This is a genomic window from Cryobacterium algoricola (genome assembly GCF_004402485.1).
Classification (GTDB): domain Bacteria; phylum Actinomycetota; class Actinomycetes; order Actinomycetales; family Microbacteriaceae; genus Cryobacterium; species Cryobacterium algoricola.
In genome coordinates, this window is the sequence record NZ_SOFG01000023.1 from 36,894 (window position 1) to 57,104 (window position 20,211).

The window sequence follows — 20,211 nt, forward strand, 5'->3', positions numbered from 1 at the left end:
ATTTCTGTTACGTGTAGCGTGGAAGGAAAGAGACCCAGGAGGAAGTGTCCAATGGAAGTACTTTTCGTGCACGGCGCGCTGGTGCGCGATGGATCGTGGTGGTGGTCTGCGACCGCTGACCTCCTCGAGTCCCGAACGGGCATCCGCAGCCGTGCTGTTGCGCTACCATCGTGCGGCGAACTGACACGCGAAGGGAGCGCACGCGGCTTGACCGGCGACGCAGCGTCTCTGCGCCGTGAACTCGACGCCATTGGAGAGGCGATCGTGGTCGGGCACTCGTACGGCGGAACTGTCATCGCTGAAGCCGGCACGCATCCCGCGGTGAAGCACCTCCTCTTCATTTCCTCGTACCTGCCCGAGATCGGCCAGTCGCAAGGAAACATCATGAGCGCGGAGCGAAACCCGGTCACCATCGCCCCGAACGAGGACGGCACCCTCGGCGTGTCCGGCTATGACGCGGCCTCCTTCGCAGCTCGATTCCTCCAGGATGCAGATGCACAGACCCAGAAGCAGGCTTGGGAACGCGTCACTACGCAGGATGCCGGGGCATTCATGACGCCGACCACCGCAGCAGGGTGGGAGGGTGTCGACTCGACCTACCTGGTGTGCGGGGACGACCAGAGCACCTCGATCGAGTTGCAGCGCTTCCACGCCGCGCGAGCAACCCGCAGCGTCGAAGTGCCGACGGGCCACCACCCGTTCATCACACGTCCCGACCTCGTCGCCACTCAGCTCATGGCGCTGCTCTGCACCTGATCTTCGCGATGAGTCGTGGCGATGTCTGCAGCTAGCGTGCTCTTCACGGTCGCTCGCATCCGGTCAGGCCACCGAATGATTCACACCTGAGCTGACTCATCACCTACGAGCACACCCCTCGATGGTTGGACGTGCTGGTTCGACGACAGGGCAACCGCCTGGAGACGCGGAGGACGCTCGCGCTCGTCGTCGTTCGGCCGAATCGGGAGCTGCGCCCCGCCGCACCTTTCGCAAATGGCCGATCGTGGCCAGAAGCAGGATGCAGCATGGGCCGTTGGGAACGCTTGCTGCTGGAGCGTTCCCAACGACTTCGCCTCTGCGGCTGAGGCTTGCGGCGCGATCAGCTCGAGAAGGCGACGTGGACGTCGACTCGCATCGACGGGTCCAGACCTTCTTCGTCAGCGAGAAGATCGAACACGCGCTGGTGGGGTTCGTCGAGTTTCTGGTTCGCGTAGTGACGATCGAAGGACTCCTGGTCACGGTAGAACTCGAATGCCCACATTACGTCCGGGTTGCTGTCGTCTCGGTTGAGCGACCAGTTGACGGGACCGTCGGGGTCTCCCGTGAAGTGAAGGTCATTGCAGAGCTGGAAAAGCTCGTCGCCCTTGCCGGGCTTTGCCTGGAAGCGCAAAACCACACCTGGCTGATTCGTGTTCATGAAATTCTCCTTGTTCGTTATCTTTGGCGCCGATCGCACAGGTGTGGATCACCGCTCCAATGAGCTTGGAGCATTGATCCAACTATGTCAAGATCGACCTATGACGAATGAAGCACGAAGCAGGACCCGTCGCGCCGACGCACTGTCGAGGGACAGAATCGTCCGAGCCGCAGTCGACATTCTCGATCTACATGGCGAGGGCGGTCTCACCACCCGCAGTCTCGCCGCGTCACTAGAAACGGGATCGGGCGCGATTTTCCATCATGTCGGCAGCAGAGATGAGCTTCTCCGTGCCGCGGTGGACCTCATGGTGGCTGACGTGATTGGCGGCATTGCCGTCGAGACGACGCCAAGAGAGTCCGTCCGATTGCTCATGCTGGGTGTCTTCGACGCAATCCAGGCGCATCCGTGGGCTGGCGCGCAACTGGCGCGCGAGCCCTGGCAAACCACTGTCCTCGAGGTCTTCCTTGAGATCGGCAGCAGGCTGCAACCTCTCGGCGTTCGCGAGGAAGAGCTCTTCGATGCAGCCTCGACATTGCTGAGTTACCTTCTAGGGATTGCTGGGCAACTCGCCGCCAGTGTCCACATCTCGCGCGGTACGGACCGTGCAGCCTTCTTGGGGGCTGCCGTCGAAAACTGGGCGGCACGCCATAGTTCGGCGGATAGCCCCTTCGTCCGTCAGGTGACACGACTCGCCAACCACGACGACCGCGAGCAGTTCATCGCTGGGCTGGAAATCATCCTAAGCGGGCTCGCTCTGCACCCTGAATGAGAGGGGCTGACCTCGCTCCCGGCCCGACCGCACTCCTGCGGGCGCAGGTAAAGGCCCGCGGTGGGGAGCGTTCTTCGTGCATCATGCGGCACGCGACCAGCCCCGCACCACCTGTCACGCCAGCTAGCGCTAACAGAACGCCGACATCACGCCGCAAAACTCACACCGTTTACCCCGCCCGATATAAATTCCCGCAAGGTGCCCTATCTGCAACGCTATCGAACGTCTCGTCTCCCTAAGGACATAAGACGTCTCACAGAGGTGACCTGCGTTCGATATAAATCGCCGGAATCGGGCGGCGCATGGAATCCCCTAACTCCGTCGCACAACCTCACACTCGAAAGAAAGTAATCACCGCCAGTCATGAGACGCCCCAGCGTTAGAGTGACGAAAATGGTCGGGCGCGTGTCGATAGCAGCAATCCCGCCGGCGTCGCCACGCCTACGTTTTGGCCGCAGGCGCCCGATGGAAGGGCTGAATGGTTGGTCGCGCTTCGGCTCTCGTCGGCAATTGTGTTCGCGAAACATAAAATCACGAAAAAAAACGTCCCCTGATCAGGTAATTAAATGTGCCCCCGCTGGGGGTCGAACCCAGACTGTGACGATTTTAAGTCGTCTGCCTCTGCCATTGGGCTACGGGGGCGCGTCAGAGCCGTCCGGACTGAGCGAACTCAGCCCGGAGAGACTCTGACGCTTCAAGCGTAGGTGCTGCCGGAGCAGCCGGTTACTTGACGGACGTGGCCGCCTCGGTCGGGGCATCCGCTGCCGTGGTCGCCGGCGTGGCGGCCGGAGCCTTGACGGGCGCCTTGCGGGGCGCGCGCGGCGCCGTGACCTTGGCTGCAGGTGCTGCCGCAGCCGCAGCCGGCACGGTGACCGGAGCCGGCGGAGTGACGGCAGCGGATGCGGCCTTCGCCGGCGCCGCGGCACCCGCGGCGGGCTTCGGGCGCGAGGCGAACTCGACGAAGACGGCGCGCGGGGACTCGACGGCGGCAAGCGAGACGATGTCGCGACCGAGGAAGAAGTTGTTCACCCAGCCCCAGACGACGCGCAGCTTGCGCTCCCAGCTCGGCATGGCGAGGCCATGATAGCCGCGGTGCGCGATCCAGGCCAGCGGGCCCTTGATGGCCAGCTTGCCGGACTGGAAGACTCCCTGTCCGACACCGAGACCGGCGACGGCGCCCATGTTCTTGTGGATGTAGTCCTTGGGGCCCTCGCCGCGGAGGACGGCGACGATGTTCTTGGCCATGAGCTTGCCCTGGCGTACGGCGTGCTGAGCGTTGGGAACGCAGAATCCGCCCACGCCGCCGCCACTGAGGTCGGGGATGGCGGTGATGTCGCCGGCGCCCCAGGCGTCTTCGATGATCTCGTCGGCGGTGCCGACGCGGAGGTCCGGGCGCACCTGCAGGCGGCCGCGTTCCTCGATCGGGAGGTCGGTGTGACGCACGATCCCAGGGTTCGCCATCACGCCGGCGGTCCAGACGATCAGGTCGGTCTCGAACTTCTCGCCGGTGGAGAGCTCGACGACGCCGTCGACGGCGCTCGTCAGCTGCGTGTTGAGGTGGATCTTCGCACCGCGCTTGTCGAGGTTGTCGATGACCCAGAGGCTCGTAGGCACGGAGACCTCGGGCATGATCCGGCCCATCGCCTCGACGAGGTGGAAATGGATGTCGTCGAACCCGATCTGCGGGTAGGACTTGAGCAGCGAGGTCGCGAACGACCGCAGTTCGGCGAACACCTCGATGCCGGCGAAGCCTCCGCCGATGACGACGAACGTGAGCAGGCGGTCGCGCTCGGGTCCGGCGGGGAGCAGGGAGGCCTTGTCGAAGTTGGTGAGAACGGTGTCGCGGATGGCGACGGCTTCCTCGATGGTCTTGAGTCCGAGCGCCCGGTCGGCAACTCCGGGAATCGGGAAGGTGCGCGACACGGCTCCGGCGGTGACGACGACGATGTCGTAGACGAATTCATACGGCTCGCCGACGGGCGGGGTGATCGTCGCGGTCTTCGACGCGTGGTCGATGTGGGTGACCTTCGCGGTGACGACGTTCGTCTTCGAGAGGTGGCGACGGTGCGCAACCACGGCGTGCCGGGCTTCGATCGAGCCGGCCGCGACCTCGGGGAGGAAGGGCTGGTAGGTCATGTACGGGAGGGGGTCGACCATGGTGACCTCGGCCTCGCCTTTTCGCAGCCACTTCTCAAGCTTCCAGGCGGTGTAGAAGCCCGCGTAGCCGCCACCGACAATGAGAATTTTTGGCACGATAAGGGTCCTCCTACATGATGGAATATGCGAAAACTTACCGATTCGATCGATTTCGCTTGAGCCGCCGAAGAGCACCTATGCCGAACAGCGTTACTAGGATAGCAAACCCCAACAGCACAAGCAGCGGAACGCTGATATAGGTCAGCGTCAGCTCGGTCGGAAGCCACGGGCTCGCGGCCGTGTCCGTCGGCAGCGGCGGGTCGCTGCTCGGGATGGCGCGGACGACGGGTGCGGCCGTCGGTGCCGCTGTCGGGACCGTGTCGATGCGCCGGTGCAGGTGGATCCAGTCCTGGAGCAGGACAGAGGGCGTCGGCGAGGTCGAGGGCTTCACGTACGCCGTGACCGCGGCGGCCGCGTCGATCAAGCCGTTGCCGTAGACCGGGCTCGGGACGACGTGGCCGTTCGGGTTGGCCGTCGCGATCACGCGGTTCATCACCGCAGCGGCACTGAGCTTCGGGAACGCGGCCCGCACGAGGGCGACGAGGCCGGAGACGATCGGGGCGGATGCGCTCGTGCCGCTCCACTGCACGTAGCCGCCGTTCGGCACCACGCCGACGAGTTGTTCGCTCGGAGCGGCGACGGCGATCGTGATGCCCTGCGACGAGGCGTCGAAGCTCGCGGTCTTGTTACGGTCGACGCCTCCAACGGTGAGCACGCCGGGGATCGTGGCCGGGGCGCCGACCTCCGTCGTGCCACTCCCCCGGTTTCCCGCGGCGGCGACGACGACGACGTCGTGGTCGAACGCGTAGAGGAAGGCGTCGTCCCAGCTCGACGGCCAGTCGAGGGTGTTCCGGGTGAGCGACATGTTGATCACGTCGGCGCCGTGGTCGACGGCCCAGCGGATGCCGGCCGCGATCTGGTCGTCATTGCTGAGCTTTGCACCGCTGCTCCCGAACGCAACCGACACCGCGAGGATGGACGCCTCTGGCGCGACGCCGATGACTCCGGTCCCCTCCGCGGACCCGCGGCCGGCCATCAGGGAGGCGACCAGGGTGCCGTGCTCGCTGCCGTCACCCACGGGGGTCTGGCCGTTGCTCGACCCCAGGCCCGAGACATCCGTGCCGCCGACGACGGCACCGGCGAGTTCGGGAACGCTCGTGCTCACCCCGGTGTCGATCACGGCGACCGTCACGCCTGCGCCCTTGGTCGTCGCCCACGCCTGCGTGAACCCGTAGTCGTTGAGCCAGTATTCGAGGTCGCGCACCTGGTCGGCGTGCGCGGGTGCCGCGTCGCCGACGACGGAGACTCCGCCGAGGACGGCGGCCAGAGCCAGCGCGAGCACGGCGCCGAGGCGCCGCTGCTGCAGGGAACGGGTCACGCGTCCGCCGCGGAATAGTCGAGGCACTCGCAGACGGCGGGGGTCCAGGCAGCCCGCGCGAGCGCGAGGTCACCGATCGGGTTGACGCCGGGTCCCGCGGCGAGCGAGTGCGCCGCGAGCGCGTGCAGGCACTTGACCCGGTCGGGCATGCCGCCGGAGGAAATTCCGGCGATCTCGGGTACGTCACCGAGCGTGGCGCGGTCGGCGAGGAATCCGGTGTGGGCGCGACGGTACTGGTCGTGGACGGTCTCATCGTCGGCGAGCAGCTGGTTGAACTCGTTCATGACCTGGGTCGCCTCGAGGAAGGAGAGCGCCGCGGTCGCGGCCGGGTGGGTCAGGTAGTAGAGCGTGGGGAACGGCGTGCCGTCGCTCAGCCGGGGCGCAGTGGCGACGACGGTGGGGGCTCCGCACACGCAGCGAGCGGCGATGCCGACGGCGTCGCGGGCGGGGCGGCCGAGCTGTGCGCTGACGATCTTCAGGTCGTCTGCGGTGACGGGAGCGAACGGCGGCCGGGTCACTGGGTGGCCTGAGGGGCGAGCCCGGCGGTCATGACGGAAGCGAACATGGACGATACCCAATCGATGTCGGTGTTCTGAATGGCCGTGGTCGCGGCGGGCGCTGCGGCAGCGGCGGCCGGCAAGGGCAGGTCATTGATCACGAGGAAGCTGACGTCACCCGGCAGCACATAGGACAGCCGGGCACGGGCCTGGGTCGTGACGTAGGTGCGGTCGTTCCAGCGTTCCCGCTCGGTCTTGAGCTGGTCGACGGTGGTCTGCTGTGTGGTGACATCTGCGGTGAGCCGGCTGATTTCCTGCTGCTGCTCGCCGTAGGTGCGAAGGCTCGGGGCGAGCACGACGACCGCGAGGATGAGGATGCCCATCATCATGAGCGAGAACCCGGACAGGCGCAGGCCGCGAAGCCAGCCATTCATCGGGGTTTCGTCGACGCCGAGCGCGACGGGCTGCCGTTCCGTGCCTTTGACGGCCATGACGACTCCCTTCGCCGGTTCCTCGGCGGTTCTCACCGGATAAAAAAACAGAGCTCTCGAAGCGCGGGATTCACCCCGCGCTTCGAGAGCTCCAGTCGAAACTAGGCCTTGAAACGGGGGAAGGCAGAGCGGCCCGCGTACACGGCGGCCTCGCCCAGCTCTTCTTCGATCCTCAGCAGCTGATTGTACTTGGCAACGCGCTCGGAGCGGGCAGGCGCTCCGGTCTTGATCTGGCCGGCATCCACGGCGACAGCGAGGTCGGCGATGAAGGTGTCTTCCGTCTCACCGGAGCGGTGCGAGATGACGGTCGTGTAGCCGGCGCGCTGCGCGAGGGCAACGGCGTCGAGCGTCTCGGTGAGGGTACCGATCTGGTTGACCTTGACGAGGATGGAGTTGGCCGTGCCGAGGGCCAGGCCCTTGGCGAGACGCTCCGGGTTGGTCACGAACAGGTCGTCTCCGACGATCTGCACGAGGCCGCCGATTTCGGCGGTGAGGTGCACGTAGCCATCCCAGTCGTCTTCCTCGAGCGGGTCTTCGATCGACACGAGCGGGTAGGACTTGACGAGGTCGACGTAATACGCGGACAGCTCCTGGGCGGAGAGTTCCTTGCCCTCGAAGTGGTAGACGCCGTCCTTGTAGAACTCGGAGGCGGCGCAGTCGAGTGCCAGGCCGATGTCCTTGCCGGGCGTGTAGCCGGCGTTGGTGATGGCTTCGACGATGAGGTCGAGTGCCGCACGGTTGCTCGGCAGGTTCGGAGCGAATCCACCCTCGTCGCCGAGGCCGGTGGACAGGCCCTTCGACTTGAGCAGGGCCTTCAGGGCGTGGTACGTCTCGGTGCCCCAGCGGAGGCCCTCGGCGAAGGACTCGGCGCCGAGCGGGACAACCATGAATTCCTGGATGTCCACGTCGTTGTCGGCGTGCGAGCCACCGTTGATGATGTTCATCATCGGGACCGGCAGGGTGTGCGCGTTCGGGCCACCGAGGTAGCGGAACAGGGGCAGGCCGGCCGAGGTGGCTGCGGCCTTGGCGACGGCGAGGCTCACGCCGAGGATGGCGTTGGCGCCGACGCGGTGCTTGTTCTCGGTGCCATCGGTTTCGATAAGGACGGCGTCGACGATGCGCTGGTCGGTGGCGTCGAGGTCCTCGACTGCCGGGCCGAGCTCGTCGATAACGGCGTCGACGGCCTTGAGGACGCCCTTGCCGAGGTAACGCGACTTGTCGCCGTCGTGAAGTTCATAAGCTTCGAACGCACCGGTGGATGCGCCCGACGGAACGGCGGCACGGCTGACGGAGCCGTCATCAAGCAATACCTCGACCTCGACGGTCGGGTTGCCTCTGGAGTCGAGAATCTCGCGCGCTACTACTGCCTCAATGAGAGCCACAGCTATCTCCTGTTTCCTGTTATTTCCTAATGGGTGGGGTGTTGGTTTGGGGGGAACGTGCAGGAAGACGACGTTGTGTTCCAATCATGTAACAGTCTAGCGACGGAGGCTCCGGGCGCGGGAATCAGCCCGCGAGCGGACGGAACTCGAGCGTGGCGGCATCCGCTGTTTCATCGGTGACGAAGGCGTACCGCCCATAGCCCGCCTCGGCGGCCCGGCCGAGCAGGGCCTTGAGGTTCTTGGTGCGGTGTTCGAGCCGGACGCGCAGTCCCTGGGCGACAAGTGCGGTCTTCAGGGCGACGAGGCGGCCGGGCGCTGCGTCCTTCTCGTGGATGAGCACGACGGCGTTCTCGGCGGATGCGCCGGCGTCGCCGAGCAGGTCGACGATGCGTTCGAAGCCGATCGAGAAACCGCACGCCGGAACGTCGACGCCGAGGAACCGGCCGATCATGCCGTCATACCGGCCGCCGCCGCCGAGCGAATAGCCGAGCTCGGGGTGCGCGATCTCGAAGATCGTTCCGGTGTAATAGCCCATGCCGCGCACGAGGGTCGGGTCGAAGACGAGGTCGGCGCCGGGGAGGGTGTCGCGGAGGGCGAGCAGGTCGGCGTATGCGGCGGGGTCGAGCCAGGCGGGTGCGGCGGCAGCGTCGGGTTCGCTCGCGGAGCCGAGCAGGTCCCAGCCCGCGGACGCGATCGAGCGGAGGGTCTCCGCGATGCCGTCGGTCGGGATGCCGAGGCCCTCGAGTTCGGTGACGACTCCGTCGACGCCGATCTTGTCGAGCTTGTCGATCGTGATCAGGGCGCGCTCGTTGAGGTCCGTGGGAACGTTCCAGTGCGCGAGCAGGGCGGTGAGGATGCGGCGGTCGTTGATGCGCACCGAGCAGCCGGTGAGGCCGAGGGCGTCGAGGGCGGCCATCGTCGCGGTGATGAGCTCGATCTCGGCGAGCGGGCCGGCCTCGCCGATGATGTCGATGTCGCACTGCACGAACTGGCGGTAGCGGCCCTTCTGCGGGCGTTCGGCCCGCCAGACCGGGGCGATCTGGATGGCACGGAACACCGTGGGCAGGGCGGCGCGGTGCGTCGCGTAGAACCGGGCGAGCGGCACGGTGAGGTCGAAGCGGAGGCCGAGGTCGGCGAGGCCGAGCAGGTCGCCGGACTCCGCGGCGGCGAGGGCGTCTGCCGGGGCCAGGCCGCGCTTGAGCACCGCGAAGCCGAGCTTCTCGTTGTCGCCGCCGAGGCCGGAGTGCAGCCGGGCGGAGTCCTCCATGACCGGGGTCTCGATCTCGTCGAAGCCGTGGGCGGCGAAACTGCGCCGGATCACGCCGAGTGCGTGCTCGCGGCCGGCCTTCTCGGCGGGGAGGAAGTCGCGCATGCCGCGCGGCGGGGTCACCTGTGTTGCCATGGAACCCATTGTCTCAGGTCGGGCCGGGCGACCCGGCCCGGCGGCGATTCAGTCGTTCTCGGTGGGGAGGCCGATGATGCCGGCATCCGAGAAGTCGGTGGCGGCATCCGCCGCACCCGCGAACTCCGCGCTGTCGAGTTCCGCCGCGCGGATCTCATCCTGGAGGCCGCGGACGGCCGTGCGCAGGGCGCGCTCGGAGTCGAGGCCGCGGGCCTTCGCCGCCGAGACGATCGCGAGCAACAGCGGGCCGAGCTCGTCCTCGCTCTCGAGCGGGAGCGGGAAGTCGGCGCCGTCCGCGTCGAGCAGCCCGATCTTCTGGGCGCGCCCGAGGACCTTGTCGGCGAGGGCGAGCGCGGGCATTCCCTGCGGAATGCCGTCGAGCACGCTCGTGCGGCCGGGCTTCTCGGTGGCCTTGAAGCCGTCCCAGGCTGCGGCGACGTCGTCGGCGGTCGCGAGGTCGAGGTCTCCGAAGACGTGCGGATGCCGGCCCTCGAGTTTCCGGGTCAAACGCGCGGCGACATCCTGCAGGTCGAAGTCCTCCCCGGCGGTATGCGCGGCGAGATCGGCGTGGAAGAGAACCTGGTAGAGCACGTCGCCGAGCTCCTCGAGGAGTTCCTCACGACCGCCCGCCTCGATCGCCTCGATCAGTTCGTGGCTCTCCTCGAGCAGGTAGGGTACGAGCGAAGCGTGGGTCTGCTCCGCGTCCCACGGGCAGCCGTCGGGGGCGCGCAGCCGGGCGACCGTCCGGATCAGGACGTCGATCGGGGTGTCGATCCGAGAATCGACGGACGGGTCGAGCGGGCTGGTGTCGGTCACGACGACCTCCTGGGGTTGGGGTTCTTCTGCGCCGTCGCCGGCGGAGCGGCGGGGGCGACCGGTTCCTCGACCGGGCGGGGGAAGATCGCCGCGAGCAGGGAACCCGCCCAGGCGATCAGGGCCGCGTCGCCGAGCGGTTCGTCGTTGATCCGCGGCATCGGCACCATGATGGCCCCGGTTGCGACGGTGTACCGCGAGCCGGGGTACATCCGCTTCAGGCGCACCTGCATCGAGTCGGCGAGGTCGGCCGAGGCGACCCGCAGGTTGGAGCCCATCGCGACGACTTCGCTCAGGCCGGCCTGCTGGGAGAGCCAGCGCAGCCGGGAGACCAGGATCAGGTTCTGCACCGGCTGCGGCGGCTCGCCGTAGCGGTCGGTGAGCTCGTCGAGCACGAGGTCGATCTGGTCCCTGGCCGCGGTCGGGGAGCTCGCCGCGGAGAGCTTCTGGTAGGCCTCGAGGCGGAGACGCTCGCTGTCGACGTAGTCCTCGGGGATGTGCGCGTCGACGGGCAGCTCGAGCCGGAGCTCGGTCTGGCCCTCTGCGACGTCGCCGCGGAAGGCGCTCACGGCCTCACCGATCATGCGCAGGTAGAGGTCGAAGCCGACGCCGGCGATGTGCCCCGCCTGTTCGCCGCCGAGCAGGTTGCCCGCTCCGCGGATCTCGAGGTCTTTCAGGGCGACCTGCATGCCCGCGCCGAGCTCGTTGTTCGCGGCGATCGTCGAGAGCCGGTCGTGGGCGATCTCGGTGAGCGGCTTGTTCTCGTCGTAGAGGAAGTACGCGTACGCGCGCTCCCGGCCGCGGCCGACGCGGCCGCGCAGCTGGTGGAGCTGGCTCAGCCCGAACTTGTCCGCCCGGTCGATGATGATCGTGTTCGCGTTGGCGATGTCGAGCCCGGTCTCGATGATCGTCGTGGAGACGAGCACATCGAACTTGCGCTCCCAGAAGTCCACGACGACCTGCTCGAGCTGCGCCTCGGGCAGTTGCCCGTGGGCGACGGCGATGCGGGCCTCGGGCACGAGTTCGGCGAGGTGCGCGGCGATCCGGTTGATGCTCGACACCCGGTTGTGCACGACGAAGATCTGGCCCTCGCGGAGCAGCTCGCGCCGGATCGCGGCGGCGACCTGCCGGTCGGAGTATGGCCCGACGAAGGTGAGGATGGGGTGCCGGTCCTCCGGCGGGGTCGCGAGGGTCGACATCTCGCGGATGCCGGTGACCGCCATCTCGAGCGTGCGCGGGATCGGCGTCGCGCTCATCGCGAGGATGTCGACGTTGGTCTTGAGCTTCTTGAGGGCGTCCTTGTGCTCAACGCCGAACCGCTGCTCCTCGTCGATGATGACGAGCCCGAGGTCCTTGAAGATGATCGACCCGGTCAGGAGCCGGTGGGTGCCGATCACGAGGTCGACGGTGCCGTCGAGGATGCCGGCGATCGTCTCCCGGGATTCCTTCTCGGTCTGGAACCGGCTCAGCGCCCGGATGTGCACGGGGAAGCCGGCGAAGCGTTCCTGGAACGTCTCCATGTGCTGGCGCACGAGCAGGGTCGTCGGCACCAGGATCGCGACCTGCTTGCCGTCCTGGATCGCCTTGAAGGCGGCACGCACGGCGACCTCGGTCTTGCCGAAACCGACGTCGCCGGAGAGCAGCCGGTCCATCGGGATGGGCCGTTCCATGTCGGCCTTGACCTCGTCGATGGTCGTGAGCTGGTCGGGGGTCTCCGCGAACGGGAACGCCTCCTCGAGCTCGCGCTGCCACGGGGTATCCGGACCGAAGGCGTGGCCCTTGCTCGCCATGCGTGCCGAGTAGAGCTTGACCAGCTCGACGGCGATGTCCCGCACCGCGTGCCGGGCCTTCGACTTCGCGCTCGACCAGTCGCTGCCGCCCATCTTGCTGAGCGCGGGAGCCTCGCCGCCGATGTACCGGCTGACGAGGTCAAGCTGGTCGGTGGGCACGAAGAGCTTGTCGCCGGGGTGCCCGCGCTTGGACGGCGCGTACTCGAGCACGAGGTACTCGCGCTTGGTCTTGACCGGGTTGCGGCCTCCGCTCGACACCTCGCGCTGGGTCAGTTCGACGAACCGTCCGATGCCGTGGGTCTGGTGCACGACGTGGTCGCCGGCCTTCAGCTGCAGCGGGTCGACGACGTTCTTGCGCCGGCTCGCGAGCTTCTTCACCTGGCGGGCGTCGTAGCCGACCGTGCGTCCGTAGAACTCGGACTCGCTGACGAGGGTGAGTTTCGTCTCGGCGAGCTCGAAACCGTGGTCGACGGATGCCTTCAGCAGGTACGCGATGCCGGGTTCCGGTTGGGCGGGCCATTCGGTCACGATCCGCGCGGGGAGCTCATGCTCGGAGAGAACGGCGGCGGCGCGTTCGACGAGCCCGGCACCCTGGGCGAGCACGCCGACGGTCCAGCCGTCCTTCATCCGGCTGCTGAGGTGCCCGATGGCGCCCTCGACGCTGCCCTGGAAGCTGGGGACCGCCTCGCCCTCGACCCTGATGGTGAGGAGCTCGTCGATTTCGCGGTGCTCCGGCAGCACCGGGGCATCCGTCGGGGCGGCCTGGAAGGAACTGAAGGTCCACCAGACGTGCGCGGAGGCCGGTGCGCCGGGGGCGGTGTGCGTGACCGAGTCGCGCAGCCGGCCGAGGGTGAGGAAGTCGCCGGATTCGAGGTCGATCGGGGCGTCTGCACCCGCGGTCGCCGCGCTCCAGGCGGCGCCGAGGAACTCCCGGTTGGTCTCGGCGAGGCTGATCGCCCGGCTGGCGACGCGCTCGGGCGAGACCACGGCGACGGCGGCTTCGGCGGGGAGGTAGTGCGTGATCGGCACGAGCCGGTCGACGAGGGCGGGCGCGAGGCTCTCCATGCCCTCGACCGGGATTCCCTCCGCGATCTTGGCGAGCAGCCCGGCGAGGCTCGGGAACTCGTGCTGCATCTCCCGGGCGCGCTGCCGCACGGCGGGGCTCAGCAGCAGTTCACGGCTCGGCGGCAGGCTCACCGAGGCGACCGGTTCCGGCAGGGAGCGCTGGTCGGCGACGGAGAAGGCGCGGATCTGCTCGACCTCATCGCCGAAGAACTCGACCCGGGACGGGTGCGGGGCGATCGAGGGGAACACGTCGAGGATGCCGCCGCGCACGGCGAACTCGCCGCGCCGGGTGACCATGTCGACGCGGGTGTACGCGAGCTCGACGAGCTGCACGGCGATGGCGCTCAGGTCGTTGCCGCGGGCGCCTGCCGTGAGCACGACGGGGGCGAAGTCGGTGAGGTTGTCGGCGACCGGCTGCAGGGCCGCGCGCACGGATGCGATCACGATCAGCGGGCGGCGGAGGTCCGGTTCGGTCTCCTCCCACTCCCGCATCCGCCGCAGTGCGAAGAGCCGCTTGCCGACGATCTCCGCGCTCGGGCTCAGCCGTTCGTGCGGGAGGGTCTCCCAGGCCGGGAAGCCGATGATCTCGGCGTCTTCGGTGAAGCAGTCGAGGTTGTCGTGCAGGTACTCCGACTCACGCCCGGTCGCGGTGATGACCAGCAGGGCCGGGGCCTTGCCCAGCCGCGCGCGCTGCTCGAGGAGCGCGGCGAGCACGGGCGCCCTCAGGCCTTCGGTGAGTGAGAAGTCGGCGTCGCGGCCCGCGCACGCGAGGGCTCGCTCGAACGTGGAGGCGCGCAAAAGTGTGGCAATTACGCCGTGGAGGGTCACCCGGTAATTCTACGCAGCACCGCCGACCATCGCCTTTCCGGTCGAGAGTTACCGTTCCGCCGGTAACTCTCGACCGGAAAGGTCACTGTCGCGGGCGGGTCAGGGCGCGTGGAACTTCTGCTGCGCAGCGGTGACGCCCTCGGCGGCGATCAGCTGGATCGCATCCGCTGCGTCTTCGAGCAGGTTCGGCAGGGTCTCGCGCTCGGTCTTCGAGAAGTCGCGCAGCACGAAGTCAGCCGGTGCCTGGCGGCCGGGCGGGCGGCCCAGACCGAGGCGGATGCGCACGAAGTCCTTCGTGCCGACGGCCGCAATGATGTCGCGGAGCCCGTTGTGGCCCCCGTGACCGCCGCCGACCTTGATCTTGAGCGTGTCGAACGGCAGGTCGAGCTCGTCGTGCACGACGATGAGTCGCTCCGGTTCGAGCTTGTAGAACCGCAGCAGGGCGGACACCGGCCCGCCGGACACGTTCATGTAGGTGTTCGGCGTCGCGAGCACGAGCCCGGGGCCGCCGGGGAAGCTGCGCCCGGAGGCGACCGTCGCGTTGGTCTTGTGGGTCTTGAAATTCGCCGACAGTCGGTCGGCGAGCACGGCGGTCACCATGTGACCGACGTTGTGGCGGTTTCCGGCGTAGTCGGGCCCGGGGTTACCGAGCCCGACTACGAGCCAGAGATTCTCGTCCAGGGAAATCCTCCTTGGTCGACGAGATCAGGCAGAAGCTGTGAAGCGGATGCTACTCGGCGGGGGCTTCCACGACGGCGGCCTCGGCGTCGGCGTCAGCCACGACCTCTTCCTCTTCCTCGGCCTCGGGCAGGTGCACGCTGATGACGACGGCGTCTGCATCGGAGATGAGCGCGGCACCGTCGGGAAGGACGATCTCGCCGGCCTTGATCTGGGCGCCCTCGTCGAGGCCCTCGACGTTGACCACGACGTTCTGCGGGATGTTGGTCGCTTCGACCTCGAGCAGCAGGGTCTTGATGTCCAGGTCGATGACGTTTCCGGCGATGATCTCACCGGTCAGGTGCACGGCGACCTCAACCTGGACCTTCTCACCCTTGCGGATGACGATGAGGTCGAGGTGTTCGATGATCTGACGGACCGGGTCCTTCTGGACGTCCTTGACGAGGGTCAGGTGGGTCTCGCCGTTGACCTCGAGCTCGAGCACCGCGTTGGCGCGACGCAGGATCAGGCCGATCTGGTGGGACGGAAGTGCAACGTGCACCGGGTCGGTGCCGTGGCCGTAGATGACGGCCGGGATCTTGCCGAGCACGCGCAGCTTGCGGGCCGCACCCTTGCCGAACTTGGTGCGCAGGTCGGCGTCGATCTTGTTGTCGATGACCTTTTTGTCCTTGGCCTCAGCCATGATGTCTCCTTGTCAGGCCGCTACGGCCCAGATCAGTTGCGCAGCCGATGGCCGCGCGATGGGTGCTGGTTCAACTCGAACGCGTGTCGCGTGAGGAAAGGCCGTGAAGCATTTCGCCGCGTCGATAACGGATGCCGAGCGCGAGTGACACGCCTGGCAGCCCTCGCCGAAGTTCAACTGCCAAGCCTAGCGGAGTGTGGGGGAACCGCGCACCAGCATCCGCCCGCCCGGGTCGGGCAGGCGCCCAGCCCGACCGACTAACCTTGAACGTGGTTCTCAACCAACGATTTTGAAGGAGCGAACGTGACCGTAACCGGTGCAGCACAGGCAAATATTGGCGTCGTCGGACTGGCGGTGATGGGCTCGAACCTCGCCCGTAACCTCGCCAGCCGGGAGGGGAACACCGTCGCGGTCTACAACCGCTCGTACGTGCGCACCCAGACCCTCATGACGGAACACCCCGAGGCCGGCTTCGTCGCCTCGGAGACCATCGAGGACTTCGTCGCGTCGCTGAGCCGCCCGCGTACCGCCATCATCATGGTCCAGGCCGGCAAGGGCACGGACGCGGTCATCAGCCAGCTCGCCGGGCTGTTCGAGCCCGGCGACATCATTGTCGACGGCGGCAACGCGGACTTCCACGACACCATCCGCCGCGAAAAGGCGATCAGCGCGACCGGCATCAACTTCGTCGGCGCCGGCATCTCCGGCGGCGAAGAGGGCGCGCTCAAGGGCCCGAGCATCATGCCCGGCGGCTCCGCGCTCGCCTACGAGACCCTCGGCCCGATCCTCGAGTCGATCGCCGCCGTCGTCGACGGCGTCCCGTGCGTCACCCACATCGGCACCGACGGCGCCGGCCACTTCGTCAAGATGGTGCACAACGGCATCGAATACGCCGACATGCAGCTCATCGCCGAGGCCTACGACCTGCTCCGCCACGTGACCGGCCACTCCCCCGCCGCCATCGCCGACGTGTTCACCGAATGGAACAAGGGCGACCTCGAGAGCTACCTCATCGAGATCACCGCCGAGGTCCTCCGCCAGGTCGACGCCGAGACCGGCCTGCCGTTCATCGACATCGTCCTCGACGAGGCCGGCTCCAAGGGAACCGGCGTCTGGACCGTGCAGAACGCGCTCGACCTCGGCGTGCCCGTCGCCGGAATCGCGGAGGCCGTGTTCGCCCGTGCCGTGTCGAGCCACCCCGAACAGCGCGGCCCGGTGCGTGCCTCGATCAGCGCCCGCCCCGAGATCGCCGTCGTCGGCCACACCTTCGTCGACGACGTGCGCCAGGCGCTCTATGCCTCGAAGGTCGTCGCGTACGCGCAGGGCTTCGACGAGATCATCGCCGGTGCCGCCAAGTACAACTGGAACATCGACAAGGGCGCCGTCGCCACGATCTGGCGCGGCGGCTGCATCATCCGCGCCCAGTTCCTGAACCGCATCGTGGATGCCTACGCGAACGACCCGTCGATCCCGACCCTGCTCGTCGACCCGTTCTTCGCCGCGGCCGTCGCCTCGGGTGAGTCGGCCTGGCGCCGCGTCGTCTCGACGGCTGCGCTCTCCGGCATCCCGGTCCCCGGCTTCGCCTCGGCCCTGAGCTACTTCGACTCGCTCGCCGCGGAACGCCTGCCCGCCGCCCTCGTGCAGGGCCAGCGCGACTTCTTCGGAGCACACACCTACAAGCGCGTCGACAAGCCCGGCGTGTTCCACACCCTGTGGTCGGGCGACCGCACCGAGATCGCCACGGAAGCCTCCACCCACTAGTCGAAGCATCCGCCTCTCTCTGAGCCTGAACGCTCTCCGCGAGAGCGGAGAAAGTGCCCCTTCCCGCTGCGGGAAGGGGCACTTTTTACGCTCTCGCGGAGAGTGGAGCCGGAATTTGGGATACTGGAGCCCACGATGAACGACGACGACGGCAGCGAGCAGCACGAGCACCCGGAGCTCGCCGGGTATGAGCCGCATGACAGCGCCCGCCCGCTGCGCAGCAGGCGGACGCTGCTCGTCATGCGCATCGCCGTGCTGCTCGGGCTCGTGGCCCTGATCGTGCCGGGGATCCTCACGTCGCTCCAGATCGCATCCGCGACCGCCACGAACGCGTGCTCCGTCGCGGTCGCCCACTACTACCCGCTCGCGGAGGGGTCCACCGCGCGCTTCGACCTGGCCGGGCCCGGCGGGTTCGGCTGGCAGTGTTACGCGATCGACGTGCACGAGCGGGAGGCCTGGGTGATCGCACTCGGCCTGATCCCCCGCGCGCCGGGCTTCGGCCCACCGATCGTGCCGGCCTAGGCATCCGCCACCCGCGTGCGCCCGCCAGGGTGTCGCGGTTAACGACGGATGCCCCGCTCGGGTGAGCGGGGCATCCGTCGGTGGGGGCAGCGCGGGTTACGCGGCGCCCTCGAACATCGAGGTGACGGATCCCTCGTCGAAGACCTCGTGGATCGCGCGGGCCAGGAGCGGGGCGATCGGCAGCACGGTCAGGGTCGGGAAGCGCTTCTCCGGCGGGATCGGCAGGGTGTCGGTGACGACGACCTCGGTGATCGCCGGGTTCTGCAGCAGCTCGAGCGCGGGGTGGCTGAACACCGCGTGGGTCGCGGCCACGACGACGCCGATCGCGCCGGCGGCACGGAGTGCCTCGGCGGCGAGGACGATGGTGCGCCCGGTGTCGATCATGTCGTCGACGAGCAGGCAGACGCGGCCGGAGACCTGGCCGACGATCTCGTGCACGGAGACGCGGTTCGGCACCAGCGGGTCGCGACGCTTGTGGATGATCGCCAGCGGGGCTCCGAGCTTGTCGCTCCAGATGTCGGCGACGCGGACGCGGCCCATGTCCGGCGACACCACGGTGAGCGTTGCGGGGTCGAGCTTCTCCTGGAAGTGCTCGAGCAGCACCGGCATGGCGAAGAGGTGGTCGACGGGGCCGTCGAAGAAGCCCTGGATCTGGGCGGCGTGCAGGTCGATCGACATGATGCGGTCGGCGCCGGCGACCTTGAACAGGTCGGCGACGAGACGGGCCGATACCGGCTCGCGGCCGCGGCCCTTCTTGTCCTGGCGGGCGTAAGGGTAGAACGGCGCTACAACCGTGATGCGCTTGGCGGAGGCCCGCTTGAGCGCGTCGACCATGATGAGCTGTTCCATCAGCCATTCATTGATCGGGTTGGTGTGCGACTGGATCACGAAGGTGTCGCTGCCGCGCACGCTCTCGTCGAAACGGGCATAAATCTCGCCGTTCGCGAAGGTACGCGCGTCGGTGTGCACGAGTTCGGTACCGAGCTCCTTGGCGATGTCCAGTGCCAATTGTGGGTGTGCTCGCCCCGAAACCAATACAAGTCGTTTCTCGCCGCTGGCATTGATTCCAGGCACCTAGTCTCCGCTCTTAGCCGCGGCTTCCGCCGCGTCGGTTCCCGGGCGGTTGGTCTGAACCCAGCCGTCCATATTGCGTTGTGGGGCCACGGTGAGAGCCAAAGCTCCGGCCGGTACGTCCTTGCGAACGATGGTTCCGGCACCGGTGTAAGCCCCGTCCCCAATCCTAACGGGCGCGACGAAGACGTTGTGCGACCCGGTGCGCACATGCGACCCCACGACGCTCGGCGATTTCGTCACGCCGTTGTAGTTCGCGAAGATCGTCCCTGCCCCGATATTGGAGTGCACGCCGACCGTCGCGTCGCCAACGTAGCTCAGGTGCGGCACCTTGCTGCCCTCTCCGATGACGGCATTCTTGGTCTCGACGAAGGTGCCGATCTTGCCGTCGGCGCCGAGAATGGTTCCGGGCCGCAGGTAGGAGAACGGGCCGACGGATGCGCCGGCGCCGATCACCGCGAGGGTCGCGTCCGTGCGCTTCACCTCGGCGTTCGCGCCGATCTCGCAGTCCACGAGGGTCGTGTCCGGTCCGACCACGGCGCCGGTCTCGATGACCGTCGCCCCGAGGATCTGGGTGCCGGGCTTGATCGTGACGTCGGGCGCGATCGCGGCGGCGAGGTCGATCCAGGTCGTCGCGGGGTCCTGCACGGTCACGCCGGCGAGCTGCCAGCCGCGCACGATGAGCGCGTTGAGCTGCCGGGCGGACTCGGCGAGCTGGGCCCGGTCGTTGATGCCGGCGACGAGCCAGGCATCCGCCACCGGGACGGCACGCACGTCGGAGCCGGACTTACGGAGCAGGCCGATCACGTCGGTGAGGTACTTCTCGCCCTGGGCGTTCTCGGTGGTGATGAGGGCGAGCTGAGCACGCAGTTCGGCGATGCCGAAGACATACACACCGGCGTTCGTCTCCGTGATCAGGCGTTCCTCCGGGCTGGCGTCCTTCTGTTCCACGATGCGGTCGAACGCTCCGGCCGCGTCGCGCACGATGCGGCCGTAACCGGTGGAGTCGTCGGGGAAGGCGGACAGGACGGTCGCAGCGACGGCGCGTTCGCGGTGCGCGGTGATGAAGCTCGCGAGGGTCGCCGCGTTCAGGAGAGGCACGTCGCCGCTGACGACGAGCACGTCACCCTCGAAGTCGACGGGCAGGGCCTCGATGGCCTGCTCGACGGCGCGGCCGGTTCCCGGCACCTCGTCCTGGTCGACGACGATGCTCTCGGGCAGGTCGGCCTCGACGATTTCGACGAGCCGGTCACGCTCGTGGCGCACGACGGTCACGACGTGCGCGGCGTTCAGCGCGGATGCCGTCGCGAGCACGTGGCTGAGGATGGGCAGCCCGGCGAGGGGGTGCAGCAACTTGGGGGTCGCGGATTTCATCCTGGTGCCCTGGCCTGCGGCCAGAACGACGATGGCGAGACGGGAATCGGTCACGGGGTCCTCGTGCTTCTGTATTGCCGGCCGGGGGGACCGGA

17 protein-coding genes and 1 tRNA gene are annotated in these 20,211 nt (G+C 67.8%); 4 read left to right on the plus strand and 14 right to left on the minus strand.

Annotation, left to right across the window (positions count from 1 at the left end; translation table 11 throughout):
- Positions 1–51 precede the first annotated feature (51 nt).
- Positions 52–756: an alpha/beta hydrolase gene (locus E3O44_RS16195; RefSeq protein ID WP_134535814.1), complete on the plus strand. Its 705-nt coding sequence runs from the start codon at positions 52–54 to the stop codon at positions 754–756.
- 340 nt (positions 757–1,096) lie between these two features.
- On the opposite strand, the gene E3O44_RS16200 is transcribed toward E3O44_RS16195, so the two are convergent.
- On the minus strand, positions 1,097–1,414 hold the full coding sequence (locus E3O44_RS16200) for a putative quinol monooxygenase (RefSeq protein WP_134535815.1): 318 nt from the start codon (positions 1,412–1,414) through the stop codon (positions 1,097–1,099).
- Positions 1,415–1,514: 100 nt separating this feature from the next.
- Here E3O44_RS16200 and E3O44_RS16205 point away from each other — a divergent pair, with 100 nt between their 5' ends.
- A complete protein-coding gene (locus E3O44_RS16205; protein ID WP_134535816.1) occupies positions 1,515–2,186 on the plus strand; it encodes a TetR/AcrR family transcriptional regulator in 672 nt (223 codons plus the stop codon).
- A gap of 569 nt (positions 2,187–2,755) precedes the next feature.
- Here E3O44_RS16205 and E3O44_RS16210 read toward each other — a convergent pair.
- The 11 genes from E3O44_RS16210 to E3O44_RS16260 form a co-directional block, all read right to left on the minus strand.
- Positions 2,756–2,828: transfer RNA gene (locus E3O44_RS16210), tRNA-Leu, on the minus strand.
- An 81-nt stretch (positions 2,829–2,909) separates the two neighbouring features.
- Complete coding sequence (locus tag E3O44_RS16215; protein WP_134535817.1) at positions 2,910–4,439, minus strand: NAD(P)/FAD-dependent oxidoreductase; 1,530 nt, start codon at positions 4,437–4,439, stop codon at positions 2,910–2,912.
- A gap of 37 nt (positions 4,440–4,476) precedes the next feature.
- Complete coding sequence (locus E3O44_RS16220) at positions 4,477–5,760, minus strand: S8 family serine peptidase (protein WP_241976386.1); 1,284 nt, start codon at positions 5,758–5,760, stop codon at positions 4,477–4,479.
- Positions 5,757–6,278: a DUF501 domain-containing protein gene (locus tag E3O44_RS16225; protein ID WP_134535818.1), complete on the minus strand. Its 522-nt coding sequence runs from the start codon at positions 6,276–6,278 to the stop codon at positions 5,757–5,759. The genes E3O44_RS16220 and E3O44_RS16225 overlap by 4 nt, the downstream gene beginning before the upstream one ends.
- A complete protein-coding gene (locus tag E3O44_RS16230) occupies positions 6,275–6,748 on the minus strand; it encodes an FtsB family cell division protein (protein ID WP_134535819.1) in 474 nt (157 codons plus the stop codon). The genes E3O44_RS16225 and E3O44_RS16230 overlap by 4 nt, the downstream gene beginning before the upstream one ends.
- A gap of 101 nt (positions 6,749–6,849) precedes the next feature.
- On the minus strand, positions 6,850–8,130 hold the full coding sequence (gene eno, locus E3O44_RS16235) for a phosphopyruvate hydratase (RefSeq protein WP_134535820.1): 1,281 nt from the start codon (positions 8,128–8,130) through the stop codon (positions 6,850–6,852).
- Between the two features lie 124 nt (positions 8,131–8,254).
- Positions 8,255–9,532 (minus strand): histidine--tRNA ligase, encoded by a 1,278-nt coding sequence (hisS, locus tag E3O44_RS16240; RefSeq protein ID WP_134535821.1) that lies wholly within the window; start codon positions 9,530–9,532, stop codon positions 8,255–8,257.
- A 48-nt stretch (positions 9,533–9,580) separates the two neighbouring features.
- Entirely contained in the window at positions 9,581–10,348 is a 768-nt protein-coding gene (locus tag E3O44_RS16245; RefSeq protein ID WP_241976387.1) for a nucleoside triphosphate pyrophosphohydrolase, read from the minus strand.
- Complete coding sequence (gene mfd / locus E3O44_RS16250; RefSeq protein WP_134535822.1) at positions 10,345–14,028, minus strand: transcription-repair coupling factor; 3,684 nt, start codon at positions 14,026–14,028, stop codon at positions 10,345–10,347. The genes E3O44_RS16245 and mfd overlap by 4 nt, the downstream gene beginning before the upstream one ends.
- A gap of 99 nt (positions 14,029–14,127) precedes the next feature.
- Entirely contained in the window at positions 14,128–14,709 is a 582-nt protein-coding gene (pth, locus tag E3O44_RS16255) for an aminoacyl-tRNA hydrolase (RefSeq protein WP_134535823.1), read from the minus strand.
- A 49-nt stretch (positions 14,710–14,758) separates the two neighbouring features.
- Entirely contained in the window at positions 14,759–15,388 is a 630-nt protein-coding gene (locus tag E3O44_RS16260; RefSeq protein ID WP_134535824.1) for a 50S ribosomal protein L25/general stress protein Ctc, read from the minus strand.
- Positions 15,389–15,745: 357 nt separating this feature from the next.
- Between E3O44_RS16260 and gndA the strand changes: the two genes are divergently transcribed.
- Positions 15,746–17,149 carry an NADP-dependent phosphogluconate dehydrogenase gene (gene gndA / locus E3O44_RS16265; RefSeq protein WP_134536009.1) on the plus strand — a complete coding sequence of 468 codons (1,404 nt, stop codon included), beginning with the start codon at positions 15,746–15,748 and terminating at the stop codon, positions 17,147–17,149.
- 135 nt (positions 17,150–17,284) lie between these two features.
- The gene (locus tag E3O44_RS16270) at positions 17,285–17,671 is read left to right on the plus strand and encodes a hypothetical protein (RefSeq protein ID WP_134535825.1); all 387 of its coding nucleotides are present in this window, start codon (positions 17,285–17,287) and stop codon (positions 17,669–17,671) included.
- Between the two features lie 96 nt (positions 17,672–17,767).
- On the opposite strand, the gene E3O44_RS19405 is transcribed toward E3O44_RS16270, so the two are convergent.
- Positions 17,768–18,745: a ribose-phosphate diphosphokinase gene (locus tag E3O44_RS19405; protein WP_134448255.1), complete on the minus strand. Its 978-nt coding sequence runs from the start codon at positions 18,743–18,745 to the stop codon at positions 17,768–17,770.
- Entirely contained in the window at positions 18,746–20,170 is a 1,425-nt protein-coding gene (gene glmU, locus E3O44_RS19410) for a bifunctional UDP-N-acetylglucosamine diphosphorylase/glucosamine-1-phosphate N-acetyltransferase GlmU (RefSeq protein WP_174775097.1), read from the minus strand.
- Between the last annotated feature and the right edge of the window lie 41 nt (positions 20,171–20,211).